This is a genomic window from Mycolicibacterium confluentis (assembly GCF_010729895.1).
Taxonomy (GTDB): Bacteria; Actinomycetota; Actinomycetes; order Mycobacteriales; family Mycobacteriaceae; genus Mycobacterium; species Mycobacterium confluentis.
In genome coordinates this window covers 4,470,753-4,496,834 of sequence record NZ_AP022612.1, presented here as the reverse complement: position 1 = coordinate 4,496,834, position 26,082 = coordinate 4,470,753, and the positions used below count along the sequence as shown (strand labels likewise).

The 26,082-nt window shown below is 66.6% G+C and carries 27 protein-coding genes, 1 tRNA gene and 1 pseudogene; 22 read left to right on the top strand and 7 right to left on the bottom strand.

The features are described 5' to 3' along the window. The first annotated feature begins 12 nt into the window (after positions 1–12). On the top strand, positions 13–726 hold the full coding sequence (locus G6N34_RS21320) for a TetR/AcrR family transcriptional regulator (RefSeq protein WP_085151886.1): 714 nt from the start codon (positions 13–15) through the stop codon (positions 724–726). A gap of 204 nt (positions 727–930) precedes the next feature. Continuing rightward, positions 931–1,608, top strand: a complete 678-nt coding sequence (locus G6N34_RS21315) for a VldE C-terminal domain-containing protein (RefSeq protein WP_085151752.1) — start codon at positions 931–933, stop codon at positions 1,606–1,608. Positions 1,609–1,612: 4 nt separating this feature from the next. On the opposite strand, the gene G6N34_RS21310 is transcribed toward G6N34_RS21315, so the two are convergent. After that, positions 1,613–2,050, bottom strand: coding sequence for a VOC family protein (locus G6N34_RS21310; protein ID WP_085151885.1), 438 nt, complete (start codon positions 2,048–2,050; stop codon positions 1,613–1,615). Between the two features lie 156 nt (positions 2,051–2,206). Between G6N34_RS21310 and G6N34_RS21305 the strand changes: the two genes are divergently transcribed. The 4 genes and pseudogenes from G6N34_RS21305 to G6N34_RS28125 form a co-directional block, all read left to right on the top strand. Then, positions 2,207–3,046, top strand: a complete 840-nt coding sequence (locus tag G6N34_RS21305; RefSeq protein ID WP_085151751.1) for an SH3-like domain-containing protein — start codon at positions 2,207–2,209, stop codon at positions 3,044–3,046. Between the two features lie 13 nt (positions 3,047–3,059). Continuing rightward, a complete protein-coding gene (gene scnC, locus G6N34_RS21300) occupies positions 3,060–3,770 on the top strand; it encodes a thiocyanate hydrolase subunit gamma (protein WP_109788476.1) in 711 nt (236 codons plus the stop codon). Between the two features lie 14 nt (positions 3,771–3,784). After that, on the top strand, positions 3,785–4,129 hold the full coding sequence (locus G6N34_RS21295) for a thiocyanate hydrolase (RefSeq protein ID WP_085151749.1): 345 nt from the start codon (positions 3,785–3,787) through the stop codon (positions 4,127–4,129). A 41-nt stretch (positions 4,130–4,170) separates the two neighbouring features. Beyond that, a pseudogene (locus tag G6N34_RS28125) lies at positions 4,171–4,366 on the top strand (slipin family protein); the annotation flags it as partial. Positions 4,367–4,457: 91 nt separating this feature from the next. Here G6N34_RS28125 and G6N34_RS21285 read toward each other — a convergent pair. Further along, positions 4,458–5,312 carry a peptidoglycan recognition protein family protein gene (locus G6N34_RS21285; RefSeq protein WP_085151748.1) on the bottom strand — a complete coding sequence of 285 codons (855 nt, stop codon included), beginning with the start codon at positions 5,310–5,312 and terminating at the stop codon, positions 4,458–4,460. A 164-nt stretch (positions 5,313–5,476) separates the two neighbouring features. Between G6N34_RS21285 and G6N34_RS21280 the strand changes: the two genes are divergently transcribed. Beyond that, on the top strand, positions 5,477–6,814 hold the full coding sequence (locus G6N34_RS21280) for an alpha/beta hydrolase-fold protein (RefSeq protein ID WP_085151747.1): 1,338 nt from the start codon (positions 5,477–5,479) through the stop codon (positions 6,812–6,814). 94 nt (positions 6,815–6,908) lie between these two features. Then, the gene (locus G6N34_RS21275; RefSeq protein WP_085151746.1) at positions 6,909–7,184 is read left to right on the top strand and encodes a hypothetical protein; all 276 of its coding nucleotides are present in this window, start codon (positions 6,909–6,911) and stop codon (positions 7,182–7,184) included. A 152-nt stretch (positions 7,185–7,336) separates the two neighbouring features. On the opposite strand, the gene G6N34_RS21270 is transcribed toward G6N34_RS21275, so the two are convergent. The 3 genes from G6N34_RS21270 to G6N34_RS21260 all read right to left on the bottom strand — a co-directional run bounded on the left by G6N34_RS21270 (position 7,337) and on the right by G6N34_RS21260 (position 9,182). Beyond that, a complete protein-coding gene (locus G6N34_RS21270) occupies positions 7,337–7,948 on the bottom strand; it encodes a maleylpyruvate isomerase family mycothiol-dependent enzyme (protein WP_085151884.1) in 612 nt (203 codons plus the stop codon). Positions 7,949–7,962: 14 nt separating this feature from the next. After that, positions 7,963–8,907 (bottom strand): EamA family transporter, encoded by a 945-nt coding sequence (locus tag G6N34_RS21265; protein WP_234812871.1) that lies wholly within the window; start codon positions 8,905–8,907, stop codon positions 7,963–7,965. 201 nt (positions 8,908–9,108) lie between these two features. Continuing rightward, positions 9,109–9,182: transfer RNA gene (locus G6N34_RS21260), tRNA-Gly, on the bottom strand. Between the two features lie 108 nt (positions 9,183–9,290). Between G6N34_RS21260 and dcd the strand changes: the two genes are divergently transcribed. The 6 genes from dcd to rfbA all read left to right on the top strand — a co-directional run bounded on the left by dcd (position 9,291) and on the right by rfbA (position 15,359). Continuing rightward, the gene (gene dcd / locus G6N34_RS21255) at positions 9,291–9,863 is read left to right on the top strand and encodes a dCTP deaminase (protein WP_085151744.1); all 573 of its coding nucleotides are present in this window, start codon (positions 9,291–9,293) and stop codon (positions 9,861–9,863) included. 188 nt (positions 9,864–10,051) lie between these two features. After that, a complete protein-coding gene (locus G6N34_RS21250; RefSeq protein WP_420088820.1) occupies positions 10,052–11,701 on the top strand; it encodes a DUF7159 family protein in 1,650 nt (549 codons plus the stop codon). 366 nt (positions 11,702–12,067) lie between these two features. Further along, entirely contained in the window at positions 12,068–13,393 is a 1,326-nt protein-coding gene (locus G6N34_RS21245; protein ID WP_085151742.1) for a UDP-glucose dehydrogenase family protein, read from the top strand. A gap of 4 nt (positions 13,394–13,397) precedes the next feature. Continuing rightward, on the top strand, positions 13,398–14,120 hold the full coding sequence (locus tag G6N34_RS21240; RefSeq protein ID WP_085151741.1) for a maleylpyruvate isomerase family mycothiol-dependent enzyme: 723 nt from the start codon (positions 13,398–13,400) through the stop codon (positions 14,118–14,120). 19 nt (positions 14,121–14,139) lie between these two features. Beyond that, positions 14,140–14,496: a nuclear transport factor 2 family protein gene (locus G6N34_RS21235; protein WP_085151740.1), complete on the top strand. Its 357-nt coding sequence runs from the start codon at positions 14,140–14,142 to the stop codon at positions 14,494–14,496. Next, on the top strand, positions 14,496–15,359 hold the full coding sequence (gene rfbA / locus G6N34_RS21230) for a glucose-1-phosphate thymidylyltransferase RfbA (protein ID WP_085151739.1): 864 nt from the start codon (positions 14,496–14,498) through the stop codon (positions 15,357–15,359). The genes G6N34_RS21235 and rfbA overlap by 1 nt, the downstream gene beginning before the upstream one ends. On the opposite strand, the gene G6N34_RS21225 is transcribed toward rfbA, so the two are convergent. Beyond that, entirely contained in the window at positions 15,313–16,566 is a 1,254-nt protein-coding gene (locus G6N34_RS21225) for a YibE/F family protein (protein ID WP_085151738.1), read from the bottom strand. The two genes, rfbA and G6N34_RS21225, sit on opposite strands and share 47 nt — an antisense overlap. A gap of 79 nt (positions 16,567–16,645) precedes the next feature. Continuing rightward, positions 16,646–17,920, bottom strand: coding sequence for a pyridoxal phosphate-dependent aminotransferase (locus G6N34_RS21220; protein WP_109788459.1), 1,275 nt, complete (start codon positions 17,918–17,920; stop codon positions 16,646–16,648). Between the two features lie 189 nt (positions 17,921–18,109). Here G6N34_RS21220 and G6N34_RS21215 point away from each other — a divergent pair, with 189 nt between their 5' ends. The 8 genes from G6N34_RS21215 to G6N34_RS21180 all read left to right on the top strand — a co-directional run bounded on the left by G6N34_RS21215 (position 18,110) and on the right by G6N34_RS21180 (position 26,043). Beyond that, positions 18,110–18,529: a hypothetical protein gene (locus G6N34_RS21215; RefSeq protein ID WP_085151737.1), complete on the top strand. Its 420-nt coding sequence runs from the start codon at positions 18,110–18,112 to the stop codon at positions 18,527–18,529. Between the two features lie 157 nt (positions 18,530–18,686). After that, positions 18,687–19,439: an IclR family transcriptional regulator gene (locus G6N34_RS21210; RefSeq protein ID WP_085151736.1), complete on the top strand. Its 753-nt coding sequence runs from the start codon at positions 18,687–18,689 to the stop codon at positions 19,437–19,439. 305 nt (positions 19,440–19,744) lie between these two features. Further along, entirely contained in the window at positions 19,745–21,697 is a 1,953-nt protein-coding gene (locus G6N34_RS21205) for a flavin-containing monooxygenase (protein ID WP_085151735.1), read from the top strand. 11 nt (positions 21,698–21,708) lie between these two features. Continuing rightward, positions 21,709–22,203: a MaoC family dehydratase gene (locus tag G6N34_RS21200; RefSeq protein WP_085151734.1), complete on the top strand. Its 495-nt coding sequence runs from the start codon at positions 21,709–21,711 to the stop codon at positions 22,201–22,203. Beyond that, entirely contained in the window at positions 22,200–23,018 is an 819-nt protein-coding gene (locus G6N34_RS21195) for an HpcH/HpaI aldolase/citrate lyase family protein (protein WP_085151733.1), read from the top strand. The genes G6N34_RS21200 and G6N34_RS21195 overlap by 4 nt, the downstream gene beginning before the upstream one ends. A 9-nt stretch (positions 23,019–23,027) precedes the next feature. Beyond that, positions 23,028–24,194 (top strand): acyl-CoA dehydrogenase family protein, encoded by a 1,167-nt coding sequence (locus G6N34_RS21190; protein WP_085151732.1) that lies wholly within the window; start codon positions 23,028–23,030, stop codon positions 24,192–24,194. Positions 24,195–24,440: 246 nt separating this feature from the next. After that, complete coding sequence (locus tag G6N34_RS21185) at positions 24,441–25,229, top strand: FadR/GntR family transcriptional regulator (protein ID WP_133057754.1); 789 nt, start codon at positions 24,441–24,443, stop codon at positions 25,227–25,229. A gap of 28 nt (positions 25,230–25,257) precedes the next feature. Beyond that, positions 25,258–26,043: a FadR/GntR family transcriptional regulator gene (locus G6N34_RS21180; protein WP_085151730.1), complete on the top strand. Its 786-nt coding sequence runs from the start codon at positions 25,258–25,260 to the stop codon at positions 26,041–26,043. Positions 26,044–26,082: the final 39 nt, after the last annotated feature.

The window sequence follows — 26,082 nt, the reverse complement described above, 5'->3', positions numbered from 1 at the left end:
TATCCTGACCGCGTGCCCGCTGCCGATTCCGAAGCCCGTGCCGCCAGTGCGGCGGCCCGTGCGGACCGCAGGCGCGCCCGCACCCGCGGAGCGATCCTCGACGCCGCCGAGGCCGTGTTCGGCCGGGAGGGGTACGAGACGGCGCGTCTGGAGGAGATCGCCGAGGCGGCCGACATGTCCGTGGGCTCGATCTACACGCACTTCGACGGCAAGCGCGGCGTCTACCTGCACCTCGTCGAACGCGCACTGGTGCTGTTCGCCGACTACATGGAGCGCAGCGACGACCCGTCGATGACACCCCTGCAGCGCGTCCTGGCCGGCGGGGACGCCTACCTGAAGTTCCATCTGGAGCATCCAGGTGCCTTCCACTTCCTGGCGTACCGGAACCCGGGCGTGATCCGGCTGTCGGACGACGACGTGGAGGCGCGGATCCGTGACCGTATCGGGGGACTGCTCCGCGGCTTCGCCGGGCAGATCGACAAGGCGATCGAAGCGGGCGAGGCGCGCGAGGTCGACTCGATGCGACTGACCCAGTACCTGTGGGGCGCCTGGAACGGCGTCATCGCGTTGCGGCTGCAGCCCGACGGTCTTCGACTCTCGGATGGCGAGATTGCTGAGACGCTGGAACTGGCCCGCTGGCTGCTGCGTGAGGGGCTTGCAGCGCCGTCACTGCGCGACGCCAACGGCGAGGTCGGTGACCGCGTCCCGCTGCCCAAGATCACGTAGCGGAAACCCCAGGAAAGCCGGAAAAAGGCTCCAGCGAAATCGGGTTTCGGAGCGGACGAATTTCGAGCGCTCGGGATGGCTGCAAAACAGCAGGTAGGAGCACTGTCGGTGACGATAATTTCGTTCTGACGGCGCTCCGCTCGGTGCTGCGCAAAGATCACAAAGTTGCAACGAACCCACAACTAACACGTAAAGTGCTCTCTTGTGGGTCGGCATGAACTGGTGCGCCGGCGTCCGAAGTATTCGCGATCGCCGGTGATTTTGGCTGCGTTCGCTGTCCCCGCCGTGATGTTGCTGGCGGCGGGCGGCGACGGATATCCGGTTGCCAAGGAGACCGCTCGTGCGGTCCCTGAGGTCTCCGAACCCTGCTGCATGGAGGTCGTGGCCTCCGCGCCGGGAACGATCGACTGGGCGGTGGCTGCGGGCGCCGCAGACGGGGTGAGCCCGGGGTACACCATCGCGGCCTCGAGTTCGCGCGCGTACAGCCGTCAGGACCTCAGGGTGCTGCCGGCGGGCGTCGCGCCGGAGAGCGGCCTCCAGATCAAGACCATCCTCGTGGCGCGCGCGGTGAGCGCGGCCTTCCCGGAGATCCACAACATCGGCGGCGTGCGCCCCGACGCGCTGCGCTGGCACCCCAACGGGTTGGCCATCGACGTCATGATCCCCAACCCGGGAAGTGCCCAGGGAATCGCGCTGGGCAATGAGATCGTCGCGTTCGCGCTGAAGAACGCCGATCATTTCGATCTGCAGGACGCGATCTGGCGCGATGTCTACTACACGCCGAACGGTTCGCGGGCCAGCGGCCTCGGCCACTACGACCACGTGCACCTGACCACCAAGGGTGGCGGTTATCCCACGGGGTCCGAGATGTACCTGCGCTGACCCGTCAGTCGAGGCAGAACTCGTTCCCCTCGGGATCGGTCGCCACGATGTGCCCGGCCTGCATGGGTGGCGACGGTTCGTGCCGCTCGACCCTGGTGGCGCCCAGTTCGACGAGGCGCGCGCAGAACTCCTCCAGAGCCGCCATCCGCTCGCCACCGTCCAGCCCCTCGGCCACGCGGACATCGAGGTGCACGCGGTTCTTGGCGGCCTTGCCCTCCGGGACGCGTTGGAAGAAGAGGCGCGGCCCGGACCCCTCAGGGTCGACGAGTGCGGACGCGTCGTTGCGCCGTTCCGGTGGGACGCCCATGGCTTCGAGTGCGGCGTCCCACGAGTCGAAGCCGGGCGGCGGATCCTGGATGCGGTAGTCGAGCACCCTCGCCCAGAAGGCCGCCAGCGCGGCTGGGTCGCCGCAGTCGAAGGTCACCTGAATCTCATGGGCCATGTCGCCGTCCTCTCCAAGAAATCGGCCGCGACGGAACACTTCGGTCGAGTCATGGTTGTCGTCAAACCACACCTGACGGCCGGGTCCGCTGCTACCTTGGAACGTGGGGTGGGGACTCCCGACTCTGCCACGGATTACCGAGCGTTGGGCGTAATCATGAGCGATGCAGCCAGCCGCGCCAGTCAACTGAAACTCGTCTCGCGCCTGAGGTCGTCGTACCCCGAGCTTCCCGATGCGCCGCCGCCGGACCTGCTCGACCATGCGCGGCTCGCGGCATACACGAAGCCCGTGCACGATCTCGGCGGCGAGCCGGTCGCGCCCATCAAGTTCGAGAACAAGCAGTACGAGTACTGGGAACACATGACCTATGTGACCTGCGAAGTGCTCGGATGGCGCGGGATCTGGTTGTCCGAGGAACGTCGGCGCATGTGCAATGTCGACGTCGGCCGCGCGGTCTACCTGGGCCTGCCGTACTACGGGCGCTGGCTGCTGTCGGTGGCCCGGGTGCTGGTGGAGAAACACCACATCGGTCTCACTGAACTCAGCGAGCGGATGGCTGAGGTCACAGAGCGCTACGCGGACGGCCTCGCCGGCAGGAAGCTCGAGGCGCAACCGAAATCCCACGGTGATGGGTCGAACGTCAAGCGCAACAACCACATCGTCGAGGCCGCGGGCAAGGGTGATCCGCAGGTGTATGCGGGTCAGGCTGGACCACCGAAATTCACGGTGGGCGACCCAGTCGTGGTGCGCGAGATGCCGGTGCTGTTCTACACCCGCACGCCCGAATACGTGCGCGGTGCCCGCGGCGAGATCGCCGAGGTGTCTTACGAGAGCCCCGCCGCCGAGGACGAGACCTGGGATCGGCCCGACGCCAAACCGGAGTGGTTCTACATCGTCCGTTTCAGAATGGCCACCTTGTGGGACGGCTACACCGGAACCGCGTCCGACAGTCTGCAGACCGAAATTCCGGAACGGTGGCTCCAGGCCGCCGACTGATGAACGGATGAGCATGACAACTCATGACCACGATCATGATCACGATCGCACCGTCAAGCCCATGGTCGACGAAGTCACCGACTTCGAGGTCCTTGAGATCGCGTTGCGTGAATTGTGTATCGAGAAGGGCATATTCACCGCTGAGGAGCATCGTCTGTTCACGGAGTTCGCCGAGCAGATCGGCCCGACGCCTGCGGCCCGCCTGGTGGCCCGGGCGTGGCTGGACCCCGACTTCAAGCAGCTTGCGCTGACCGAGCCGATGACCGCCAGCAAGGAGGTCGGTGTCGACTGGCTCGAGCCGACAGGATTCGGCACGCCAAGCGACTTCACCGCGTTCGAGATCCTCGAGGACACCCCGACACTGCACAACGTGATCGTGTGCGCGCTGTGCTCGTGCTACCCACGGCCCATCCTCGGCAACTCGCCGGAGTGGTACCGCACCCCCAATTACCGTCGGCGCCTTGTCCGTTGGCCTCGGCAGGTGCTCTCGGAGTTCGGCCTCTACCTGCCCGACGACGTCGAGGTCCGGGTTCAGGACTCCAACCAGAAGCGTCGTTACATGGTCATGCCGATGCGTCCGGACGGCACCGAAGGTTGGACCGAGGATCAGCTCACCGAGATCATCACGCGGGACTGCCTGATCGGCGTCGCGCTGCCCAAGCCCGGCGTCACCACCAACGCCATCACCGACACCCGCGCCGCGGTGCACCCCGTCAGCGACTGACCCTCGGAGCCGACATGACCGAGTTGCACAGCGAAACCCTCCGCCAGATCGTCGACGGCCAGCAGGTGTGGCCGCGGATGGCGGCCAAGTACGGCGTCGAGAATCCCGTGCCGCCGTGGAAGACCAGCCTGGACGGCCTGTGTGACGCACTGGATCACGCCTCGTGTGATGTGCCCGTACCGAACTTCAAGGAACGGCGCGACGAGGAGGATGCGCTGTCGTCGACCCTTTACGCCGACCTGCCGTATCCGGAGAACCAGCTGGTCTCGCTGGCGCACTCCCTGTTGGCGCGCGGGGTCATCACCGAGGCGGAACTGCAGCGGCGGCTGGCTGCGGTGCGGGCCCGGCTGGAGGCCTGATTTCCCGCGCTGGCCCAAAGCGAGGCGGGGCCTGCGGGGCCGCCGTTGTCATGTTCCGGATCACCGAAGCGGTGAAAGCGATTGTCGCGGTGGAGAACTATTCGGTGGCCACCTCGCAGACCACGCTGCGATCACTTCTGGGACGCGTTGATCTGGACACCCTGCTGGCCATCGGGAGGACTCAACCAGGGTTGGCGGAACATCATCGAGAAGCAGACCAAAGACTGGGGGGCGAGGTGCTTTTCTGCAGGCCGCCACGCGGGTCGACAGGCCGCGCTCAGCCGCGGAATTCGAGTAGGCGCCTACGCGAGGCCGCGTCCACCGCGCTCTAGCCGGGCACCTCCCGCAGGTTCAGTGCCGCCGCAGTGGCGGGGCCGACGATGCCGTCGACCTTCAATCCCCTTGTCCGTCGCTGAAACGACCGGACGGCGGCCTCGGTCTGGGGGCCGTAGACGCCGTCGATCACGAGCTGTCCGGCGTAGGACTGATAGCCGTACTTGAGGTGGCGCTGAAGCTCGGCGACCTGCGGTCCCTCGGAGCCGCGGAAGAGCAGGATGTGCGCATACTCGCCGACGGGCACCGGGGGCCTCGGTGTCGGCGCTGGATGGGGAATGCTGCCGATCCGCGCCTGAATGTCGGCGCGCAGGATGTCCATGTTGATCGCGCCGGGATCCCATTTGCCCTGTGCGCGACCGGCATACTCCTTGTGACCGATCGTGCGGGAGGAGTTCTGTGCCATTCGGCGGTTGAGGGCGGCGCAGCAACCCACCAATGACTCGTACTGTGCATTGGGCCAGTTCGTTCGGTGCGGTGCGGTGGGACTGGTTCCGCTGTTGGCGCACTCGATGCCGATCAGGTGCCAGTTGCCCATGTTGGTCGGCAGCCACGGATACATGCCGACACCGGCGTGCCAGGCGACACCGACCGCGACCACCGTCACCGTGCCGTCGCGCGCGAGGTGCAGTTGCGACAACGGGCCCGGAAGGTCGGGTCTGCCAATGGCGATGGAGGCCGCGCTGGCGTTGTCCGATCCGGTGTGGTGCACCATGACTCCGCGGATGTCCTTGAATTCGCCGTGGCCCCGGTCGCGCCAGCCCGGGTACTCGACGACCCGTAGGCCCTCGGCACGCAGCACATCCGCGATCCACATCGGATCACCGGTCCACGGGCGGACCGCGGGCATGACGCATCCTTTCGCCGGTGCCGGATGGGCTGGGCGAACTAACGCCATCGAGCGTACTCCGCAATCTCGGCGGTCCGGCGAAATCAACTGTCTGCAACGGTATTCCGCTGACCGGGTGGTGCGCCGACGGATAGACTCGAAAGGCGTAACAGGGGGAGTGGGGCATGGTCAGAACACACACGGTTGCCGCGGGGGAGACGCTGTCGGCGTTGGCGCTGCGCTTCTATGGCGAGGCGGAGTTGTACCGCCTGATCGCCACCGCCAGTAGCGTCACCAACCCGAACGTCATCAACGTCGGGCAACGACTCGTCATGCCCGATTTCACGAGATACACGGTCGTGGCTGGGGACACGCTGTCGGGATTGGCGTCGCGGTTCTACGGTGATGCGGAACTGGATTGGTTGATCGCCGGCGCCAGTGGGATCGCCGAATCCGACCGAATCACTGTGGGACAACGCCTGATAATCCCCGACATCACGCGGCACCGCGTCGTCGCAGGGGACACGTTGTCGGCGTTGGCCGCACGCTACTACGGTGACGCCGCGTTCCATCCGCTGATCGCCAAAGTCAACGGCATCGCCGACCCCGCCGCCCTCGACGTCGGCAAGATGCTGGTGATCTTCATCGGACGCAGCGATGGGTTCGGCCTGCGCATCGTGGACCGCAACGAGAACGACCCTCGGCTCTGGTACTACCGCTTCCAGACCGCGGCGATCGGTTGGAACCCCGGCGTCAACGTGCTCCTGCCCGACGACTACCGCACCAGCGGACGCGCATACCCCGTCCTCTACATGTTCCACGGCGGCAACGAGGACTTCCGGCAGTTCGACTTCATGGGCATCCGCGGCCTGACTGCGGGGAAGCCGATCATCGTCGTGATGCCCGACGGCGGGCACGCGGGTTGGAACTCGAACCCGGTGGCCTCCTTCGTCGGCCCGCGCAATTGGGAGACGTTCCACATTGCCCAGCTTCTGCCCTGGATCGAGGCGAACTTCCGGGTGTTCCCGGAGTACGACGGACGTGCGGTGGGCGGGTTCTCGATGGGTGGCTTCGGTGCGTTGAAGTACGCCGCCAAGTACTACGGCCATTTCGCCTCGGTGAGCAGCCATTCCGGTCCGGCGAGCCTGCGTCGTGATTTCGGCCTGGTGGTGCACTGGGCCAACATCACGTCGGCGGTCCTGGACCTGGCGGGCGGCACGGTCTACGGCGCGCCGTCGTGGGATCAGGCCAGGGTCAGCGCCGACAACCCGGTCGAGCGGATCGAAAGCTACCGAAACAAGCGGATCTTCATGGTCGCCGGCACCAGTCCGGATCCCCTGAACTGGTTCGACAGCGTGAACGAGACGCAGGTGCTCGCCGGTCAGCGGGAGTTCCGCGATCGTCTCCGGGCGGCGGGTATTCCGAATGAATCCTATGAGGTGCCCGGTGGCCATGTCTTCCGGCCGGAGATGTTCCGTATAGATCTTGACGGGATCATCGCCCGGTTGAAGCCCGCCGGTTAGCGGTTGATCAGAGATCTCAGAAGCCGTTCCCCGGCGGCAGACGGAGGCGTAAATTCAGGTCAGAGCAGCGCCGAGAAATTATGGGGGGCCTGCGATGATGCGAATAATTCAACGCTCGGGAATCGTCGCGGTGACGGCCGTTGTGCCGATCGCGTTCGTGACTCTGATCGCGCCGGCAACGAGCAGTGCGGCGGAGTGCGGTCCGGGAACCGTCTACGACGCGCCGACCAACTCTTGCGTGGCGGCACCGCCCCCGCCCCCGCCCCCGCCTGCGCCTCCGCCGCCGGCGTGGAACGGCGACATCACGCCGTACTTCTCGGTGGGCATCTGCGCGCCGATTCCGTTCGTGTCGCTCTGCGCGGGGATCTGAGCCGCGAGCGGTCCACCGCAGAGATCGACGGATCACCCGTTGTGCGTGACGCCACGAGAATGGCTGCTCGCCATGGCACGTCGTCGAAGCGTGCGGGCGTCATGGTCCATCGAAGACCACGTCAGACCTCACCGGATAGCGCTGTTCAGCGGTCAGGCGTCGTCGGGTTCCGGCTCGCTGTCTGGTACGTCGAGGCGTCGCGCGAACATCATCACGATGTCGTGGATCGGTGCCTCCCGGAGGGCTCCCCAGTCCGGACCCACCGCGAAATCGGCATCCGTGGCGACGAAGCGGTAGCCCGGCAGATCGCGTTGCGGCGCGAACGGGAACTTCATGTGCCACAACCGCTCTGCGACGGCGACAGCTGCGTCGGTCGGCATCGGGCGGTCGATGCCCAGTGGAACGCAGATGTCCTGGGTGTGTACCAGGACGTCCATCAACGGATCGATTTCCTTGGTCATCGGCGGGCGTCGGCGCGAGCCCGCCATGGCGCGCAGCCGCGCGATGATCGACGGTGGGTCAGCGGTGTCGGCCAGCGCCATCTGACGGATCATCACGTCGAACCGGAAGCCCGCCTTCAGCGCGGCCACTGCCAGCTCGGTCCGGCTGGCCTGCGCGAGGGTGAGGTGGGCCGCGACATCGCGCACGGTCCAGGCCGGGCACAACGACGGCGTCGACCACTGCCGCGGTTCGAGGGTCTCGAGGAGAGCGGCGAGTTGCCCACGCTGCTCATCGATGGTCCGCCAGATCGTGTTGGAGTCCATGGCCCGTTCCTTGATCAGCATTCCCGACCAACATAGTCACCGCCGCGAGCGGCTGTCCCGACCGGATCCAGAGCCACTGGGTGCGTGCGTCGACGCGCGGCGCGGTATCGGTCGGTCGCCAGAATCGCCAAAGCGGCCACCAGCAGTCCATAGACGACGAGGTCGGACGATTCAACACGTTCGCCGAGGAGTACCGCGACACCGACCAGAAGGACCGGTTCGGCGTACGCGAGGAGCCCGAAAACCGGCATGGGGAGGAGCGCGGACGCGGCGAGATAGGCGGCCATGGCCACCGCCCCCGTGAAGGCGACGGCCGCCACGCCGGCGTACCCGGACGGGGTCGTCTCGGAGGTGTCTGCGAGCCCGATCAGGAGGATGGCGAGGGGGATCAGAGCCGCCATCTCCACCCCGAATGCGGCGGGGCTGTCAAGGCCTGCGCGGCGGCGGAGGACGAAATAGAGCGGGTAGCCGAGGCAGACCGCGAACGTGGTCCACGAGACCACCGGGGACAGGGAGATCGCGTACGTCACCGCGGCGCCGGCGATGGCGACGGCCAGCCACTGCGTGCGGGTCACGGGTGTGGACAACGCGAACCGGCCAGCGAGGACCAGGGCGATCGGCAGCAGCAGATAGCCCAGCGAGAGGCTCAGGGCGTGGCCGTGCATCGGGGCCCAGACAAACAGCCACAGTTCCAGACCCACCAGCAGCGCCAGCACGACGAGCAGCACCGGCTTCCAGCGCGAGGAGGTCAGCGCGGACCAGTACGACGCGAAGGCCGCCCGCGCAGCGGGGTGCAGCAGCAGGATCGCGTAACAGCCGAAGGTGACCAGGATCCGCCAGGCGAACACGAACTCCGAGGGTGCGTCGACGACACCGGAGATGTAGAAGACCACGCCGAACAACGCCGAAGCGCCCAGCGAAGCCGCCACACCACGCACTGAGGTGCTGTGTCCGGACAATGCCAAACCTTTCTCGTGCCGGCAGTCAGTCCCCCGGAGCGGGGGTCATGTTGCCATAGGGCACCGGCGCGGCCGCCTCGTCGGGCCAGCGCCGCGGCCCGCATGAGATGCCGACACACCACTACGGAACGGTCAATCCGGGGAAGGCGCGGGGTACGGGGTCGCAGGCGCGCGAACCAGAGCTAAATGCCCTGGTAGATGTGGAGCCGATGACGGGAATCGAACCCGCGTATTCAGCTTGGGAAGCTGATGTTCTGCCATTGAACTACATCGGCATGCTTGCCGACGAAGGATAGCAACCCGGCCGCCCGTCCTGCGGGGTAACCCTGGTCTGCGGCGCGGTGCGCCGTTCCCCACGGGCGCGGGCCGGATAGTCTCGTCGGGTGCTGCTCTCCGATCGGGATATCAGGGCTGAACTGGCTGCGGGACGACTGAGCATTGAACCGTTCGATGACTCCCTGGTCCAGCCCTCCAGCGTCGACGTCCGACTCGACAGCCTGTTCCGGGTGTTCAACAACACCCGCTACACGCACATCGACCCGGCGAAACGCCAGGACGACCTCACCACCCTGGTCGAACCCGACGAGGGCGAACCCTTCGTGCTGCACCCAGGAGAATTCGTGTTGGGCTCCACGCTCGAGGTGTGCAGCCTGCCCGACGACCTCGCCGGCCGGTTGGAGGGCAAGTCGTCGCTGGGACGCCTGGGCCTGCTGACCCATTCGACCGCGGGATTCATCGATCCGGGCTTCAGCGGCCACATCACGCTCGAGCTCTCGAACGTCGCGAACCTGCCGATCACGCTGTGGCCGGGCATGAAGATCGGGCAGCTGTGCCTGCTGCGTCTGACCAGCCCCGCCGAGCATCCGTACGGCAGCGACAAGGTCGGCTCCAAGTATCAGGGCCAGCGTGGGCCGACACCGTCGAAGTCGTATCAGAACTTCGTGCAGTCCTCCTGACCGCGAGTAGGGTTGCAGCTACCGGGCCACGGGGGGCCCACACGGTCGCGCGACGACGCCGAGCTTCACAGCGGACGCTCATGTAACACCGCAGGTGGCAGTGCCGATGAAGCTCATAGCTGGTTGCATGAGCGGCGGGCGTGTCCGGAACGTGAAAAGGCTACGTAGCAAACTTCATTGGAGGGGTAGTGGACATCGTACTTGGTGTGTCGATGACACCAACGTCGGTCCGCATGGTGCTGGTCGAGGGCGAAAAGGCCGACGGCCTGACGGTTGATCACGACACCTTCAGCGTGGGGTCGGACGAGTCCACGGCAACGGCCTCAGAGCAGGTTGTGGCCGCGATTCTCGGCACCCGGGAGAGCGCCGCCGAGGGCGGCCACCGACTGGTGTCCACCGGCGTGACATGGCGTGACCACGACGAGGCCGCGGCGCTGCGAGACGCTCTGGCGGCACACAAGATCGACGGCGTCATGCTCGTCTCCGAACTGCACGCCGCGGGCGCGCTGGCGCAGGCCGCCGGACGGGCCGTCGGGTATGACCGCACCGCGCTGATGTTCCTCGAACGCGACACCGCCACGGTGTCCGTGGTCGACACGGCCGACGGGTCGATCGTCCGGGTGCAGAGCCAGGATCTGCACGCGCAAGACGCCATCTCCGAACTGACGGCCATGGTCGCCGGCCTCGAAGCGCTCGATGCGCCGCCGCAGGGCGTCTTCGTCGTGGGCTCGGGCATCAGCGTCGCCGCGATCAAGCTCCAACTCGAATCCGCCACGTCGCTGCCCGTCATCGCGCCGGAGGAGGCCGAGCTGGCGCTGGCCCGCGGCGCCGCGCTCGCCAGCGCGAGCGCTCCCCAGTTCGAGGCGACGACGGTGGGCCTCGCGTTCGCCAAGGCCGACGCGGACGGCGATATGACGCAGGTCGCCGGCATCGGATACATGTCGTCGACGCCGGGCCTGGCGTACAGCGAGGTCATCGAGGAACCGGAACTGACGGGTCTGGCAGAGCCGGCGCCGGAACCGCAGGCGCCCGCCGAGCGCAAGCCGTTCCTGCTGGTCGGCAGCGCTGTGACGTCGATCTTCGTGATCGGGGTGGCCGCGCTGGTGATTTCGCTGGCGGTCAGCATCAGGCCCACGGTCGATGAGCGGCCGGTCCCCGGCGAGAACCTGATCGTGCCGACCCGGCCGCCGGCCGCGGCCGTCACGCCGAAGGCGCCGGCACCCGCGCCGCCGCCCGAGACCATCCCGGCGCCCAAGCCCGTCGTGCAGGAAGCGCCGCAACCGCAGGCTCCGCGCACGGTGTTCGTCGAGGCCCCGGCACCGGCAGCGCCCGCCCCGGCTCCCGCTGCCCCGGCGCCCGCCCCGGCAGCGCCGCCACCGCCGCCCGCGGCACCGCCACCCGCGCCGATCGTCGCGCCGCCCATCGTCGCGCCGATCATTCCGCCGCCCGTGATCGTGCTTCCCCGGCCCAAGCTGCCGCCGATCTTCCGGCCGCCGTGGGATCCGCCGCAGCGCGACAACGACGACTGGGATCCGCCGAAGCAGCAGTGGCCGCAGTGGCCATCCCGCCCGCAGCCGCAGCAGCCGCAACCGCAGCGTCCGCCGGTGACCCAGGTGCCGATTCCGCAGGTGCCGCAGGTTCCCCAAGTGCCGCAGTACCCGCAGTACCCGCAGGTGCCCCAGGCTCCGAAGCAGCAGGTTCCCGACTACGACCCGCCGTCTCAGCAGTGGCCGGGCAGTGGTTCGGGCTCGCGCTCGGGCTCGGGCTCGGGTTCCGGTCCGGGTTCCGGCTCGGGTTCGGGTGACTCGGTCTGGCCCTGGCCGTCCTTCGGCCACTGACCGGGCATCGCGTCACAAGATTGCAGTCAGGGCGGTGACCTCGCGAGGCTGACGACCCTGAGTGCAATTTCGGCGCAGTGGGCCAGCGGGCCGGCGGTCCAGCGCGCACCGAGTCCAGAACCGCGATTGCAGTCAGGGCTGTTGATCTCGCGGGCTCACGACCCTGAGTGCAATTTCGGCGTCAGTGGTCCAGCGGGCCGGCGGGCCAGGGCGCCAGCGAGGCTGACGACCCTGAGTGCAATTTCGGCGCAGCGGGCCAGCGACCAGCGGGCCAGCAGCCAGCCCGCCCAGAGCATTCACCTCCTGTTGGCATGACGCTCAGAGCCGCGACGCCCTGAGCTCACCCGCGCCGCATAGACAGAACCCATGCGATGCACCGTCTTCGGCACGGGCTACCTGGGTGCGACCCACGCCGCCGGAATGGCCGATCTGGGGCACGAGGTCATCGGGGTCGACATCGACCCGGGCAAGGTGGCCAAACTGTCGGCGGGCGAAATCCCGTTCTACGAGCCGGGATTGCGCACCATGCTCAGCGACAACCTGGCCGCGGGACGCCTGCGCTTCACCACCGACTACGAGGCCGCGGCCGACTTCGCCGACGTGCACTTCCTCGGGGTCGGGACACCGCAGAAGAAGGGCGAACTGGGCGCGGACCTGCGGCACGTGCACGCCGTGATCGACGAACTCGTCCCACGCCTGCGCCGCCATGCCGTCATCGTCGGCAAGTCGACCGTCCCTGTGGGCACGGCGGCCGAACTCGCTCGGCGCGCAAGGGCTTTGGCGCCCGAAGGTGTCGACGTCGAGGTGGCCTGGAACCCGGAGTTCCTGCGCGAGGGCTACGCCGTCCATGACACCCGCCACCCCGACCGAATCGTCCTTGGCGTGCAGGATGATTCGCGCCGAGCCGAGCAGGCGGTCCGCGAGTTGTACGCTCGCCTGCTCGACGACGACGTGCCGTTCCTACTCACCGACCTGCAGACCGCCGAACTGGTCAAGGTCTCGGCGAACGCATTCCTGGCGACCAAGATCTCCTTCATCAACGCCATCTCCGAGGTGTGTGAGGCCGCCGACGCAGACGTGACTGTGCTGGCCGATGCGCTGGGCTTTGACCCGCGCATCGGCCGGCGTTTCCTCAACGCGGGCTTGGGATTCGGGGGCGGCTGCCTGCCCAAGGACATCCGCGCGTTCATGGCCCGGGCCGGCGAACTGGGCGCCAACCACGCCCTGACGTTCCTGCGCGAGGTGGACAGCATCAACATGCGGCGCCGCACCAGGATGGTCGAGTTGGCGACCGCCGCGTGCGGGGGATCGCTGCTGGGCGCCAACATCGCGGTGCTCGGCGCGGCCTTCAAACCCGAATCGGACGACGTGCGGGACTCCCCGGCGCTCAATGTCGCGGGCCTGCTGCAACTCAACGGCGCGGCCGTCAACGTCTATGACCCCAAGGCCATGGAGAATTCGCGCCGGGTCTTCCCGACGCTGAACTACTCGACGACCGCGCTCGAGGCCTGTGAACGCGCCGACGCGGTGCTCGTGCTGACCGAATGGCAGGAGTTCACCGACCTGGACCCCGCCGAGCTGAGCCAGGTCGTGCGGTCGCGGGTCGTCGTGGACGGGCGCAACTGCCTCGACGTCGCCCGCTGGCAGTCCGCGCATTGGCGCGTGCATTGTCTGGGCAGGCTCGTACGCTGACTCCGTGGATTACGCGCAGGAGTTCCTCAACGAGGTGAGCCGGTTCGGCGACGTCGTCTTCGCGGCCGACCCGGAGGCGACGGTGCCGTCGTGCCCCGGATGGACCATGACCCAACTCTTCCGCCACGTCGGCCGCGGTAACCGCTGGTCCGCCCAGATCGTGGGCGACCGCATGGACACCGCACTGGACCCCCGGGAGGTCCGCGAGGGCAGGCCTCCCGCCGATGACGGCGGTGCGCGGCAGTGGCTCGTCGACGGCGGGCAGGCGCTGCTCGACGCCGTGGGCAGCACCGGCGCCGACACCCCGGTCTGGACATTCACCGGGCCGCAGCGCGCGGACTGGTGGGTGCGGCGTCGCCTGCACGAGGTGCTGGTGCACCGCGCGGACGCGGCGCTGGCCGCTGGCGTCGGCTTCGAGGTGGACGGGGCCGTGGCCGCCGACGCGATCAGCGAATGGCTGGGTCTGGCGGCGATGCTGTCACCGGGAATCGGCGAGTCCTCGGTGCATCTGCACGCCACCGAGGACGGCCTGGGCTCCGAGGGGGAGTGGCTCATCACGGGCAAGGCGTTCGCGCATGAGCACGCGAAGGCCGACGCCGCGGTGCGAGGATCCGCCGCCGACCTGCTGTTGATCACCACCAACCGCCGTGCCGTCGCCGACGCTGACGTCGAGGTGTTCGGTGACGAGCAGGTGCTGCAGTCCTGGTTGGCCGGATCCAAGCTCTGACTGGGATAGGTTTTCTGTCATGACGACTTCGGAGATCGCCACCGTCCTGGCTTGGCACGACGCGCTCAACGAGCGGGACTTCGAGACGCTGCTCAACTTGTCCAGCGACGACATCGAGATCGGGGACGCGAGTGGCGCCGCGCAGGGCCTCGCCGCCCTGCGTGACTGGGCGCAGAACGCGCCGACGTCGGTCACCGTCGGCGACCTGTACGTGCACGACGGCGTCGTGGTCGCCGAACAGACGTTGGGCGACGGCACGTCGCAGGCCACGGCGTTCCGGGTGGTTCACGACCACGTGACGTCGGCGTTCCGGCACGACGACCTGGCCTCGGCACTCGCGGCCACCGACCTCACCGAGGACGACCTGGACGCCTGATGCGGGGGATCATCCTGGCGGGCGGCTCAGGCACGCGCCTGTACCCGATCACCAAGGGCGTCAGCAAGCAGTTGCTGCCGGTCTACGACAAACCCCTGATCTACTACCCGCTGTCCACCCTGATGATGGCGGGCATCCGCGACATCCTGGTCATCACCACCACCCACGACGCCGAGGCGTTCCAGCGCCTGCTCGGCGACGGGTCCGAACTCGGCATCGCGATCAGCTACGCGACGCAGGACCGGCCCGACGGCCTGGCTCAGGCGTTCGTGATCGGCGCGGAGCACATCGGCACCGACCGGGTGGCGTTGGCCTTGGGTGACAACATCTTCTACGGACCCGGGCTTGGCACCAACCTGCGCAGGTTCCACGACGTGGACGGCGGGGCGATCTTCGCCTACTGGGTGGCCGACCCGTCGGCGTACGGCGTCGTCGAATTCGATGCGGCCGGCACCGCGGTCTCGCTGGAGGAGAAGCCCGCCACCCCGAAGTCGCACTATGCGGTGCCGGGCCTGTACTTCTACGACAACGATGTCGTCGACATCGCCCGCTCATTGAAACCTTCGGCGCGAGGTGAATTCGAGATCACCGAGATCAACCAGAGGTATCTCGAGCAGGGTCGACTGCATGTCGACGTCATGGCCCGCGGTACGGCGTGGCTGGACACCGGCACCTTCGACTCACTGCTGGACGCGAGCGACTTCGTGCGCACCATCGAGCGCAGGCAGGGCCTGAAGGTCTCCATCCCGGAGGAGGTCGCCTGGCGGATGGGGTTCATCGACGACGAGCAGTTGGCGCAGCGCGCCCACACGCTGCTCAACTCCGGGTACGGCGCGTACCTGTTGGAGTTGCTGGACCGGTAGCCAGGGCCGCGGCGATCGCCGTCGTCAACGGCACCGACAGCGCCAACGCGATGCCGCCGACAGCGGACCGTGCGATCTCGATGGCCACGGCCTCACTGGTCAACACGTCGCTCAGCGAACGGTTGGCCACACTGAACAGCAGCAGCAGTGGCAGTGAACTGCCCGCGTACGCCAACACCAGCGTGTACACCGTGCTGGCGATGTGATCGCGGCCCACCCGCATCGCACCGGCGAAAACCGCGCGCCGCGAGGTGTTCTCACCGACGTTCGCCAGCTCGAACGCCGTCGAGGCCTGCGTCACGGTCACGTCGTTGAGCACGCCGAGGGAGCCGATGATGAACCCGGCGAGCAGCAGGCCGGTGATCGAGATGTGGCCCAGATACGCCGCCACCTCGTTGTTCTGGTCCTCGGACAGGCCGGTCAGATGAACCAGTTCGATTGCCGCCCACGACAGCCCGGCCGCGAGCAGCAGGGACGTCAACGTGCCGAGCAGGGCCGCGCTGGTCCGCAGGCTCACGCCGTGCGCAAGGTAGATCACCGCGTAGAGGATCGCCGAGGACGCCACCAGTGCCACGGGCACCGCAGGCGAACCGTCGCGCAGGGCCGGCAGCAGAAACACCACCAGAACGCCGAAGGCCACGGCGATGCCGATCATGGCCCGCAGCCCTCTCCACCGGGCCACCGCGACGATCACCACCGCGAACGCGACGGCCAGGCCGGCCAGCGGCCAGGTGCGCTCGTAGTCGTAGAACGCATACGTCGTGACGCCTTGGGGATCGACCTGGCGGATGATCCGGATATGTTCGCCCGCAGCGAGATTCGGCTGGCCGGGCCCGGGCGTGAACTCGAGCAGCGTGTCGGCGCCGCGATTGGGGCCGGAGGTGATCTCGATCTGGGCGTACACACATTCTCCGGCGCCCGAGATGCCGGGCAGGGGATTCGCGGTGAGCACATGGCCCGAGGACGGACTGCCGCAGTCGCCGAGGACGCTGGAGCGGACGTCCCCGGCCTCGGTGGTCACCGCCCCGCCCGAGGAGTTCTGGAAGGGCAACGGGATGTCAGCCTTCTGCTGGCTGGGCCACAGCAGCGCTGCGCCGGCGACGGTGAGGATGCCGATCGCGATCAGCAGGACGACCACGACCCTGGCCGCCAACGGGCCCAGGGGCGCGGGTCCCGAGCTGTGGGAATGAGAATGCGAGTGGGCCACCCGGTCAGGCTAGAGGGCGGGCCTGTGGCCGGGACGCGGGGTCAGGGCACCGGCGACGCGCGGCGCAGTCCCGGCGGACCTACTGCCGGTAGCTGACCAGGAAGTTGCCGATCCGTTCGATCGCCGTGGACAGGTCGCGGGCCCACGGCAACGTCACGATCCGCAGGTGGTCGGGCGCAGGCCAGTTGAAGCCGGTGCCCTGGGTGACCAGGATCTTCTCCTGCAGCAGCAGGTCGAGCACAAGCTGCTCGTCGTCGCGGATGTCGTAGACCTCGGGGTCCAGGCGCGGGAAGGCGTACAGGGCGCCGGTCGGCTTGACGCACGACACCCCGGGGATGTCGTTGAGCTTGGTCCAGGCCGTGTCGCGCTGCTCCAGCAGTCGGCCACCGGGCAGCACCAGGTCATCGATGCTCTGATGGCCGCCGAGCGCCACCTGAATGGCGTGCTGCGCAGGAACATTGGGGCACAGGCGCATGTTGGCCAGCAGGCTGATGCCCTCGATGAAGCTGCTCGCGTGCTCCTTGGGGCCGGTGATCACCAGCCAACCCGAGCGGTATCCGGCCACGCGGTAGGCCTTCGACAGGCCGTTGAAGGTCAGCGTCAGCAGGTCGGGCGCCAGGGTGGCCAGGCTGATGTGCTTGGCGTCGTCGTAGAGGATCTTGTCGTAGATCTCGTCGGCCAGCAGCAGCAGTTGGTGCTTGCGCGCGAGATCCACCATCTGCGTGAGGATTTCGCGGCTGTAGACCGCGCCTGTCGGGTTGTTGGGGTTGATGACGACCAGCGCCTTGGTGCGGTCGGTGATCTTCGACTCCAGGTCGGCGATGTCGGGCTGCCACCCCTGGGTCTCGTCGCACAGGTAGTGCACCGGGGTGCCGCCGGCCAGCGCCGTCGACGCCGTCCACAGCGGGTAGTCCGGCGCGGGGATGAGCACCTGGTCGCCGTTGTCGAGCAGGGCCTGCAGTGTCAGCGTGATCAACTCGGAGACGCCGTTGCCCAGATACACGTCGTCGATGTCGAACCGGGGGAAGCCCTCGACCAGTTCATAGCGGGTGAACACCGCGCGACGGGCGCTGGCGATGCCTTTGGAGTCCGAGTAGCCCTGCGCGTACGGCAGCGCCGCGATGATGTCGCGCATGATGACGTCGGGTGCTTCGAACCCGAAGGGGGCGGGGTTGCCGATGTTGAGCTTGAGGATGCGGTGACCCTCGTTCTCCAGGCGTGCGGCGTGATCGTGGATGGGTCCGCGGATCTCATACAGGACGTCCTGCAGCTTTGTGGACTGCGTGAAGATGCGCTGCCGCGGTTCCTGGCCAGCCGAAGGCCACGGCAACTGCTCGGTGCTCATGAACCCCATTCTCCCATGGCTGTCGAAGCGTTTTTTCGGGTTGAGCCAGTGTCACGGCCGAACGCCGAACAGATTGCGATTCACCTCACATTGGGTGACAACTGAGACACGACTGGCAGTCTGCTGTGCGCGCAGCCGATTTCGGGCCGTCACGCCTGTTAATTTCGCGGAACGCTCACAGCCCAGGAGGCACACACCATGCACGCGACGATCACCCGGACGATGCTCGCGGCGGCCGCCACGACGGCGCTGGCCACAGCATTGGCGGCCCCGGCACTGGCCGAGGAACCGCAGGCGGGATTCAACGGCGCCTATTCCGGCGGCGACAACGAGAACATCTGGGTGGTGCAGACGCAGTGCCAGACCGAGGGATGTATGGGCACGGTCTCCAGCAATCAGGGCTGGCGCGTGCCCGCGAAGATGGTGCACGGTCGGTGGCACTTCATCGTCACCAAGCCGGACGGCGTCATCTGCGCTGACGGCAGCTACGCGCCCGCCTACATCGAACTCGACGTCGACCCCGCCACGCTGAACGGGACGCTTCAGCTCGACGACAACTACAGCTGCCCCGGCGGAACGGTCACCACGACGCCGTTCACGCTGACGAAGGTCGGCTAGTCACGGGCTGTCGCTCGGCACGTCCGTTAAGGTTCTGAGGTGGCGGGTGGCCGATTTGCGCTGGCCCGGGTTGTCAGCACATAGGCCACTTCGGTCCGTTCAGCGCCAGCCACCAACGTCGTCACATGCCTCTGGCGCCGAGCGAAGGGACCCAGCGATGGTGAGTGGACAGGGTGAAACCGAATCCGCACCCGCACGTTCCCTCGAGCACCGCACGGTCAGTCGTGTGATGTCGATTCTCGAGGCGGTGATCGCAAGCGAGTCGGCGGGGTTGCGCCTTGGTGATCTCGCCGACATCCTGGGCGCCCCGAAGTCATCCATCCATGGATTGGCAAAGGGCCTGGTCGCGACGGGTTATCTGCAGGAAAAGGGGGCGCGCTACGTCCAGGGGCCCGCGGTGTCCAGCCTCCTGGCAATCGGTGGTCAGCAGGTCCACCAGGGCTACCGCAACATCCTGGAACAGCTGTCGAAGTCAGGTGAGGAGACCGCCATCCTGGCGGTGCTGGTCGGGGAGTCGGTGATCAACGTCGATGTCGTCGAGCCGACCCAACTGATCCGTGCCTCGCCGCCGCTTCGTCAACGGCGCTCCTTGTGGCCCAACAGTTCTGGCAAGTGCTTCCTTGCCTTCATGCCGGAACGCCGCAGAGACTCATACCTCCGCCGGACGTTCGACGACCCTGAGCAGCGCGCTCGTGCTCAGGCTGAGTTGGAGACTATTCGGCATACCGGCGTGGCATTCAACCGCGGGGAGGGAGTGCCCGATCTCTACGGTGTGGCCAGCCCCATAGTGGTGGCGGGTACAGAAGTGACCACGGCGATCGGTCTGGCGGGGCCGGCCAACAGAATGGAAGCCAGGCTCGACGACATCGCCCGTCTGGTCGCCGATGCCGCGCGCGGTCTCTCCAACTAAGCGGTTTTTTGGTTGCGGCGTCGGTCGATGCGCCTTCCTTCAATGCCGAGTGTGCATTCGTCTGTCCTGAGGGCGATTTCGGCTCACTGATGCGTGACCGGCCCTGAGTCAGGTTTCTGCGCAATGTGAACACAACTGATGTGGGGTGCTCCTGTTCGCGTGGAAACCTCCCCGTCGGCAGCGTTTGACACCCTCTTGCGGTTCGTATTACCGTACAAAAATTCGACAGTCTGAATAGCACGCCTGCGTGGCATGCGTAGCGGGACTGCCGAACGTGCCGCTAATCGCAGTGGAGGAGAATCTTGATGGCGACCCAGCAGGACAATTCCGGCGAAGCCGACTTCGCGAGCGCGTTGAAGACGGCGCTCGAACTGGCGAATGTCCCTACCCTGCAGATGCTTTGCGTCCAACTGACGGGTGACGAGCGCTGGCTTGAACCGCCGTACCGTCCGACTCGTTCCAAGGGGGTCGACGACAACGACTCCGGCGGACTTCCGGTCGAGGTCCAGGATGAGATCCGCGCCGGTGCCTACGAGGCGATCATGGCCTGGCGGGCCGGCAAGCCCGTCGCCATTCCGCAGCCAGCCAATGACCAGCTGCTGCGGATGATGACCGTCTCGGTGGGTGAGTCGATCCCCGATGACTACGCAGAGGTGATGTCGGCAAGGTTCAACTCGTTCCTGGATCCCACGATCGAGCCGATCTCGGCTGAGATGCCGGAGTCCTTCCGGGTTGTGATCGTCGGCGCGGGAATGTCCGGAATCTGTGCGGGGGTTCGGCTCCGCCAGGCGGGAATCCCCTTCCTCATCGTGGAGAAGGGCCCGGATGTCGGTGGTGTTTGGCGGCAGAACAAGTATCCCGGCTGCGGTGTGGACACCCCGAGCCACCTGTACTCGTACTCGTTCGCGCAGGGTGACTGGAGTCGCTACTTCAGCCCGGGTGACGAGATCGAAGACTATTTCCGCACGGTCGCCAAAGAATTCGGCGTTTACGAACATATTCAGTTCAATACCGAGGTCGTCGACGCCAGCTACGACGAGGCCGCCCAGCGGTGGCGTACCCAGGTGCGCCGCGCGGACGGTACGGCCGAGACGATCGAGTCCACTGTCGTGATCTCCGCGGTGGGTGCATTCACCACGCCGAAGTATCCGGACATTCCCGGATTCGAGTCGTTCAAGGGAACCGTCGTTCACACCGCGCAGTGGGATGCAGGCCTCGATCTGACGGGCAAGCGAGTCGCGGTCATCGGGAACGGCGCCAGCGCAATGCAGTTGGTCCCGGCAATCGTCGACGACGTCGAGTCTTTGACGATCTTCCAGCGGTCCAAGCAATGGGCCGCCCCATTCGCCAAGTTCCACAAGGACATTCCCGATGCGGTGCGCTTCCTGTTCAGTGAGATTCCGCTCTACGAATGGTGGTACCGGCTGCGGTTGACGTGGATCTTCGACAGCAAGGCCTATCCTTCGCTGCAGAAGGACCCCGAATGGCACGACCCCGAGCATTCGCTCAATGCGATCAACGACGGACACCGCCGGTTCTTCACGCGCTACATCCTCAGCGAACTCGGCGACCGGCAGGATCTCGCTCCGCGTGTCGTGCCGGAGTATCCGCCGTACGGCAAGCGGATGCTGCTGGACAATGGGTGGTTCCGGACACTGACGTTGCCGCAGGTCGAGTTGGTCGACGTGCCGATCACCGCAGTGCAGGAGAACGGGATCACCGTGCACAGCGGCAGGGAGTACGACTTCGACGTCATCATTGTCGCCAGCGGCTTCGACGTCACGCGATTCCTGTCGACGCTGCCGGTGCACGGTCGCGATGGTGTGTCCATTCGCGAGGCATGGAACGACGACGACCCACGCGCCTACCTCGGTACCGTCACCCCACGGTTCCCGAACCTGTTCACGCTGTACGGGCCGAACACCTCGCTTGGGCACGGTGGCGCATTCATCTTCATCGTCGAATGCCAGGTGAACTACATCTTGAGCATGCTGAAGCAGATGTTCGTGTCCGGCGTCACCGAGGTCGAGTGCCGAGAAGACGTGTGCGACAAGTACAACCGCACCATGGACGAGATGCACTCCAGGATGATCTGGACTCACCCGGGGTCCCGCAGCTACTACACGAACTCACAGGGCCGCGTTGTGGTCAACAGCCCCTGGCGCACCGTGGACTACTGGCGCTTCACCCGCGAAGCCGACCTGAACGACTACCACGTCAAACAGGGTGCGGCCGAGCCGGTCACGGCCGCACACTGAGGTCCGGCACCATGGAGAAACATTCGCCGAAGGTCGTCGAACAACGCGGCCTGTACTACGACGAGGTGGAACTCGACACCGAGTACCGGCATGCACCGGGACGCACGGTAACCGAAGCCGACAACACCTTGTTCACCACACTGACGATGAACCCGGCGAGCATCCACCTCGATGCCCACCGCAGCGCCGAGACCCAGTTCGGGCAGCGCCTGGTGAACAGCATGTTCACGCTGTCGACCTTGGTGGGCCTGAGCGTCGGCCAGACCACGCAGGGGACGACGGTGGCGAATCTGGGGTTCGGCAGCGTGGAGTTCCCCAAGCCGGTGTTTGTCGGGGACACCCTCTACGCCACCACTCGGGTGCTGGAGAAACGGTTGTCCAAGAGTAGAGACGACGTGGGCATCGTTACTTTCCTGCACACCGCGACCAACCAGCGAGGTGAGGTCGTCGCCACCGCATCCCGTTCGGCGATGATGCTGATGAAGCCGCGGGGCGATGCGGGATGAGCTTCGTCGACAACGGGCCGGCGATGCTGTTCTGTCCCGGCAACCGGCCTGATCGCTTCGGCAAGGCGCGCGAGCGTTCGGACACGGTGATCCTCGATCTCGAAGATGCCGTAGGCCCCGAGGAGAAGGATGCGGCCCGCGAGATGGTGGCGGGGGCGTTGGCCGATCTTGGGTCAGCAGCGATGGTCCGGGTGAACGCCGTCGGTTCACCCTGGCATGACGATGATCTCCGGATGGCCCGTGCCAGTGGAGCAGCCACCGTCATGGTGCCGAAGGTCCAACACCGGTCGGACCTCGACCACCTCGACGGTGTCAGCGTCCTCGTCATCTGTGAGACCGCCAGGGGAGTCCTACGGGCTGAACAGATCCTGGAACACCCCAACTGCGTCGGAGTGTTGTGGGGCGGCGAGGACCTGACCGCTGACCTCGGTGGAACGACGAGTCGCTCCCAACTCGGCACCTACCACGGGGTGGTTGGGCTAGCCAGGCACATGACATTGCTGGCTGCCGCCGCTGCCGGGAAGATCGCTGTCGACGCGGTTCACGTCGACATCCCCGACCTGACCGGTCTGCGAAGAGAATCCCTGGAAGCGGTCGAAATGGGATTCCAGGCCAAAGCCTGTATCCATCCCTCCCACGTGCCGGTCATCCGGCAGTCGTTCACTCCTTCGGCCGAGGACGTGACTTGGGCCCGCGGAGTGCTGAAAGCCGCGGCGTCCGCGGGAAGCGCCGTGTTCAGCTACGGCGGCCGAATGATCGACGAGCCTTTGCTTAGACATGCCAGGCGGATTGAAACCGCATCCACCAACAAGTGAGGTAACACCGTGCATTTCGCACTCACCGAGGACCAGGAACACCTGCGCGCCGCCGTGCGCGAACTGGCCGCCAAGTTCGGTGACGACTACTGGGCAGAGCGGGATGAGAAGCACGAATTCCCTTGGGATTTCTACAATGCCTTCGCCGATGGGGGATGGCTGGGTATCGCCATTCCGGAGCAGTACGGTGGCGGCGGGTTGGGGATCCTGGAGGCGTCACTGCTTCTCGAGGAAGTGGCCGCATCCGGTGCCGGGATGAACGGCTGCAGCACAATGCATCTGACCATCTTCGGGCTGAACACGATCGTCAAACACGGCAGCCAGGAGTTGTGTCAGGAGATCCTGCCGCGCGCCGCCGATGGATCGCTGCACGTGTGTTTCGGTGTCACAGAACCCGATGCAGGCACCGACACCACCCGGATCACCACTTTCGCCAAGCGCGACGGCAGCGATTACGTGATCAACGGGCGCAAGGTGTGGATCACGAAGGCCGGCGACTCGCAGAAGATGGTGCTGATTGCGCGCACCACACCTCGAGTCGACGCGGCGCGCCCGACCGACGGCATGTCGCTGTTCCTGATCGACATCGAATCAGACCAGGTGCACCTCAACGCCATCCCCAAGATGGGTCGCAACGCGGTGCAGTCGTACGAGGTCTTCTTCGATGATCATCGTGTTCCGGAGTCGGCCCGAATCGGCGAGGAGGGCAAGGGTTTCAAGTATCTGCTGGACGGCCTCAACCCGGAGCGGATTCTGCTGGCCCACGAGGCCCTCGGCATCGGCCGGGCCGCGCTGCGACGCGCGGTCACCTACGCCAAGGAGCGGATCGTCTTCGACCGTCCGATCGGTCAGAACCAGGGCATCGCGTTCCCGTTGGCTGAGGCGGCCACCCGCCTGGACGCCGCGGAACTCATGGCGCGCAACGCCGCCTGGCGTTACGACCAGGGGCTGTCGTGTGGCAGGGAGGCGAATATGGCGAAGTACCTCTGCGCAGACGCCGGTTTCAAGGCTGCCGATCAGGCCATCCAGACACACGGCGGGATGGGCTACTCGAAGGAGTTCCATGTCGAGCGCTACTTCCGTGAGTCGCGAATCCTGCGCCTGGCCCCGGTCAGTCAGGAGATGGTGCTCAACTACGTCTCACAGCATGTCCTGGGGCTGCCGAAGTCGTACTGACGCGGCGATTGCACAGTTCGAACGCCCTTTCAGGGCGGGCACCGTCGGGGCGCGCTAGTTCACGGTTTGTGCGTTCGGCGAAAATCTCCCTCGTCCGAGCGGGCGAACCCGGCTAACCGGGCACCGCTGCGCCGGTCGGCACGCTAACCTACGAAGAAGGAGTTTTACAGACCTGCGTGCCAGTGTTCGGTTGATCCCGTCCCTGGGTGCGCAGCGCGCCCGACGGCTGGGAGAGTGCAGAAGGACATGGCGACGGATCTGGAACCGGAGTCCCAGTTCGACCCAGTCGATCCTCGGGACCTGTTCCTGTCTCCGATGGCCGACGGAAACCTGGTGCAGCAGACCACCAGGCGATTGACGGAGGCGATCGTCGCGGGCCTGCTCCAGATCGGCGAACGACTTCCACCAGAGCCGGTGCTGGCGCAACTGCTCGGCATTGCACCCGCCACCTTGCGCTCCGCGTTCGCGGAGATGCGGCGGGCCGGTTACCTCGAGACCCGGCGCGGGCGCGGCGGAGGCACGTTCATCGCGCAGATGACCACGCCGCCGGCGGATACCGGCACGGTCCGCCTCGCCGACCTCGACGAGGAGTCGATCCAGGATCTGGTCGACTACCGCCGGGCCGTGGTGGCGTACGCGACCGAACTCGCCGCGGAACGGGCGACCAGTGCCGAGATCGAGGCCCTGGACCGGTTGGTCGGTGCGATCGAAGCTTGTTGGAACCTCGCTGAGTGTGTGCGCCTCGACGCGCAGCTGCACATCAACGCGGCAGCCGCGACTGGTTCGAAACGGCTGTGGCGCGAGACCGCGCACCTGGAGATGGAGTCGAACTCGGTGATGCTCTCCGTGGTCGGCGGCTCTCAGGACGAGGAGATGATCAAGCTGATCATCGCCGACCATCGTGAAATCGTCAGCGCGATACGCGCCCGTGATCCACAGCGGGCCCGGGCGGCGGTGACGGCACACATCGATCGTGGATGTGTGGCGCTCATGACGATGGTGAAGAGCAAGCACGCCAAGCCGGCCTCCCGTTGATGCGATCAGAGAAGGAGACACACCGCCGATGAGCGACGACGTCCGCGATCTGATCGTCGAGGCCCGCGCGTCCGTGGTTCAGGACATCGTGTACGCGCCCATCCGGGGCGGGGCGCTGTCGCAGCAGGTGGTCCGGCGTATCGCCGAGGCGATCAGCGTCGGAATCCTTCGCCCCGGTGACCGGCTTCCACCTGAGTCCCAATTCGCGTCGTGGCTGGGTGTTTCGGTGGCGGTGGTGCGCGAAGCCCTGGCCATCCTGCGGGAAACCGGATATGTCGAGACCGAGCGCGGGCACGGAGGAGGCACCGTGGTCCGGCGTGGCCCGGAGCCGCCGACGCTGGCGGAGGCTCGGCAGGCGATGGCGAAGTTCACTCCGGAGTACGTCTCGGACCTGATGGATCTGCGCGTCGCCATCAGCGGCGAAGCCGCCGCGCTGGCGGCGCAGCGGGCCCCGGACTCGGCTCTGTCGCGGATCTCTGAACTTGCCGCCCAGATGTGCACGGCCGAATCGTACGACGACTACCGTCAGATCGACCCGCGGTTCCACATCGCCATCTCGGGCGCCTCCGGCTCGACCCGGCTGGCGGCGGCAGAGGTCAGACTGCAGGTCGAGATCGGTGAGATGGCGGCGGCGATCCTCCGCCTCGCCCCGGATATCGAGACCTCGACGATCTTCCACACTTCCGACGACGGTCACAGGGACATCGTCCAGGCGCTCACCCGAAGGGACGCCGAGGGCAGTAGGGCCGCCATGACGGAGCACGTGCTGGGAATGCGTGATCTCTTCGTCGTCACGGCAGCTCGTATCAGCTGACCTTGCCAGCCGGCCCGACGGCAATCTCCTCAGGCGCCG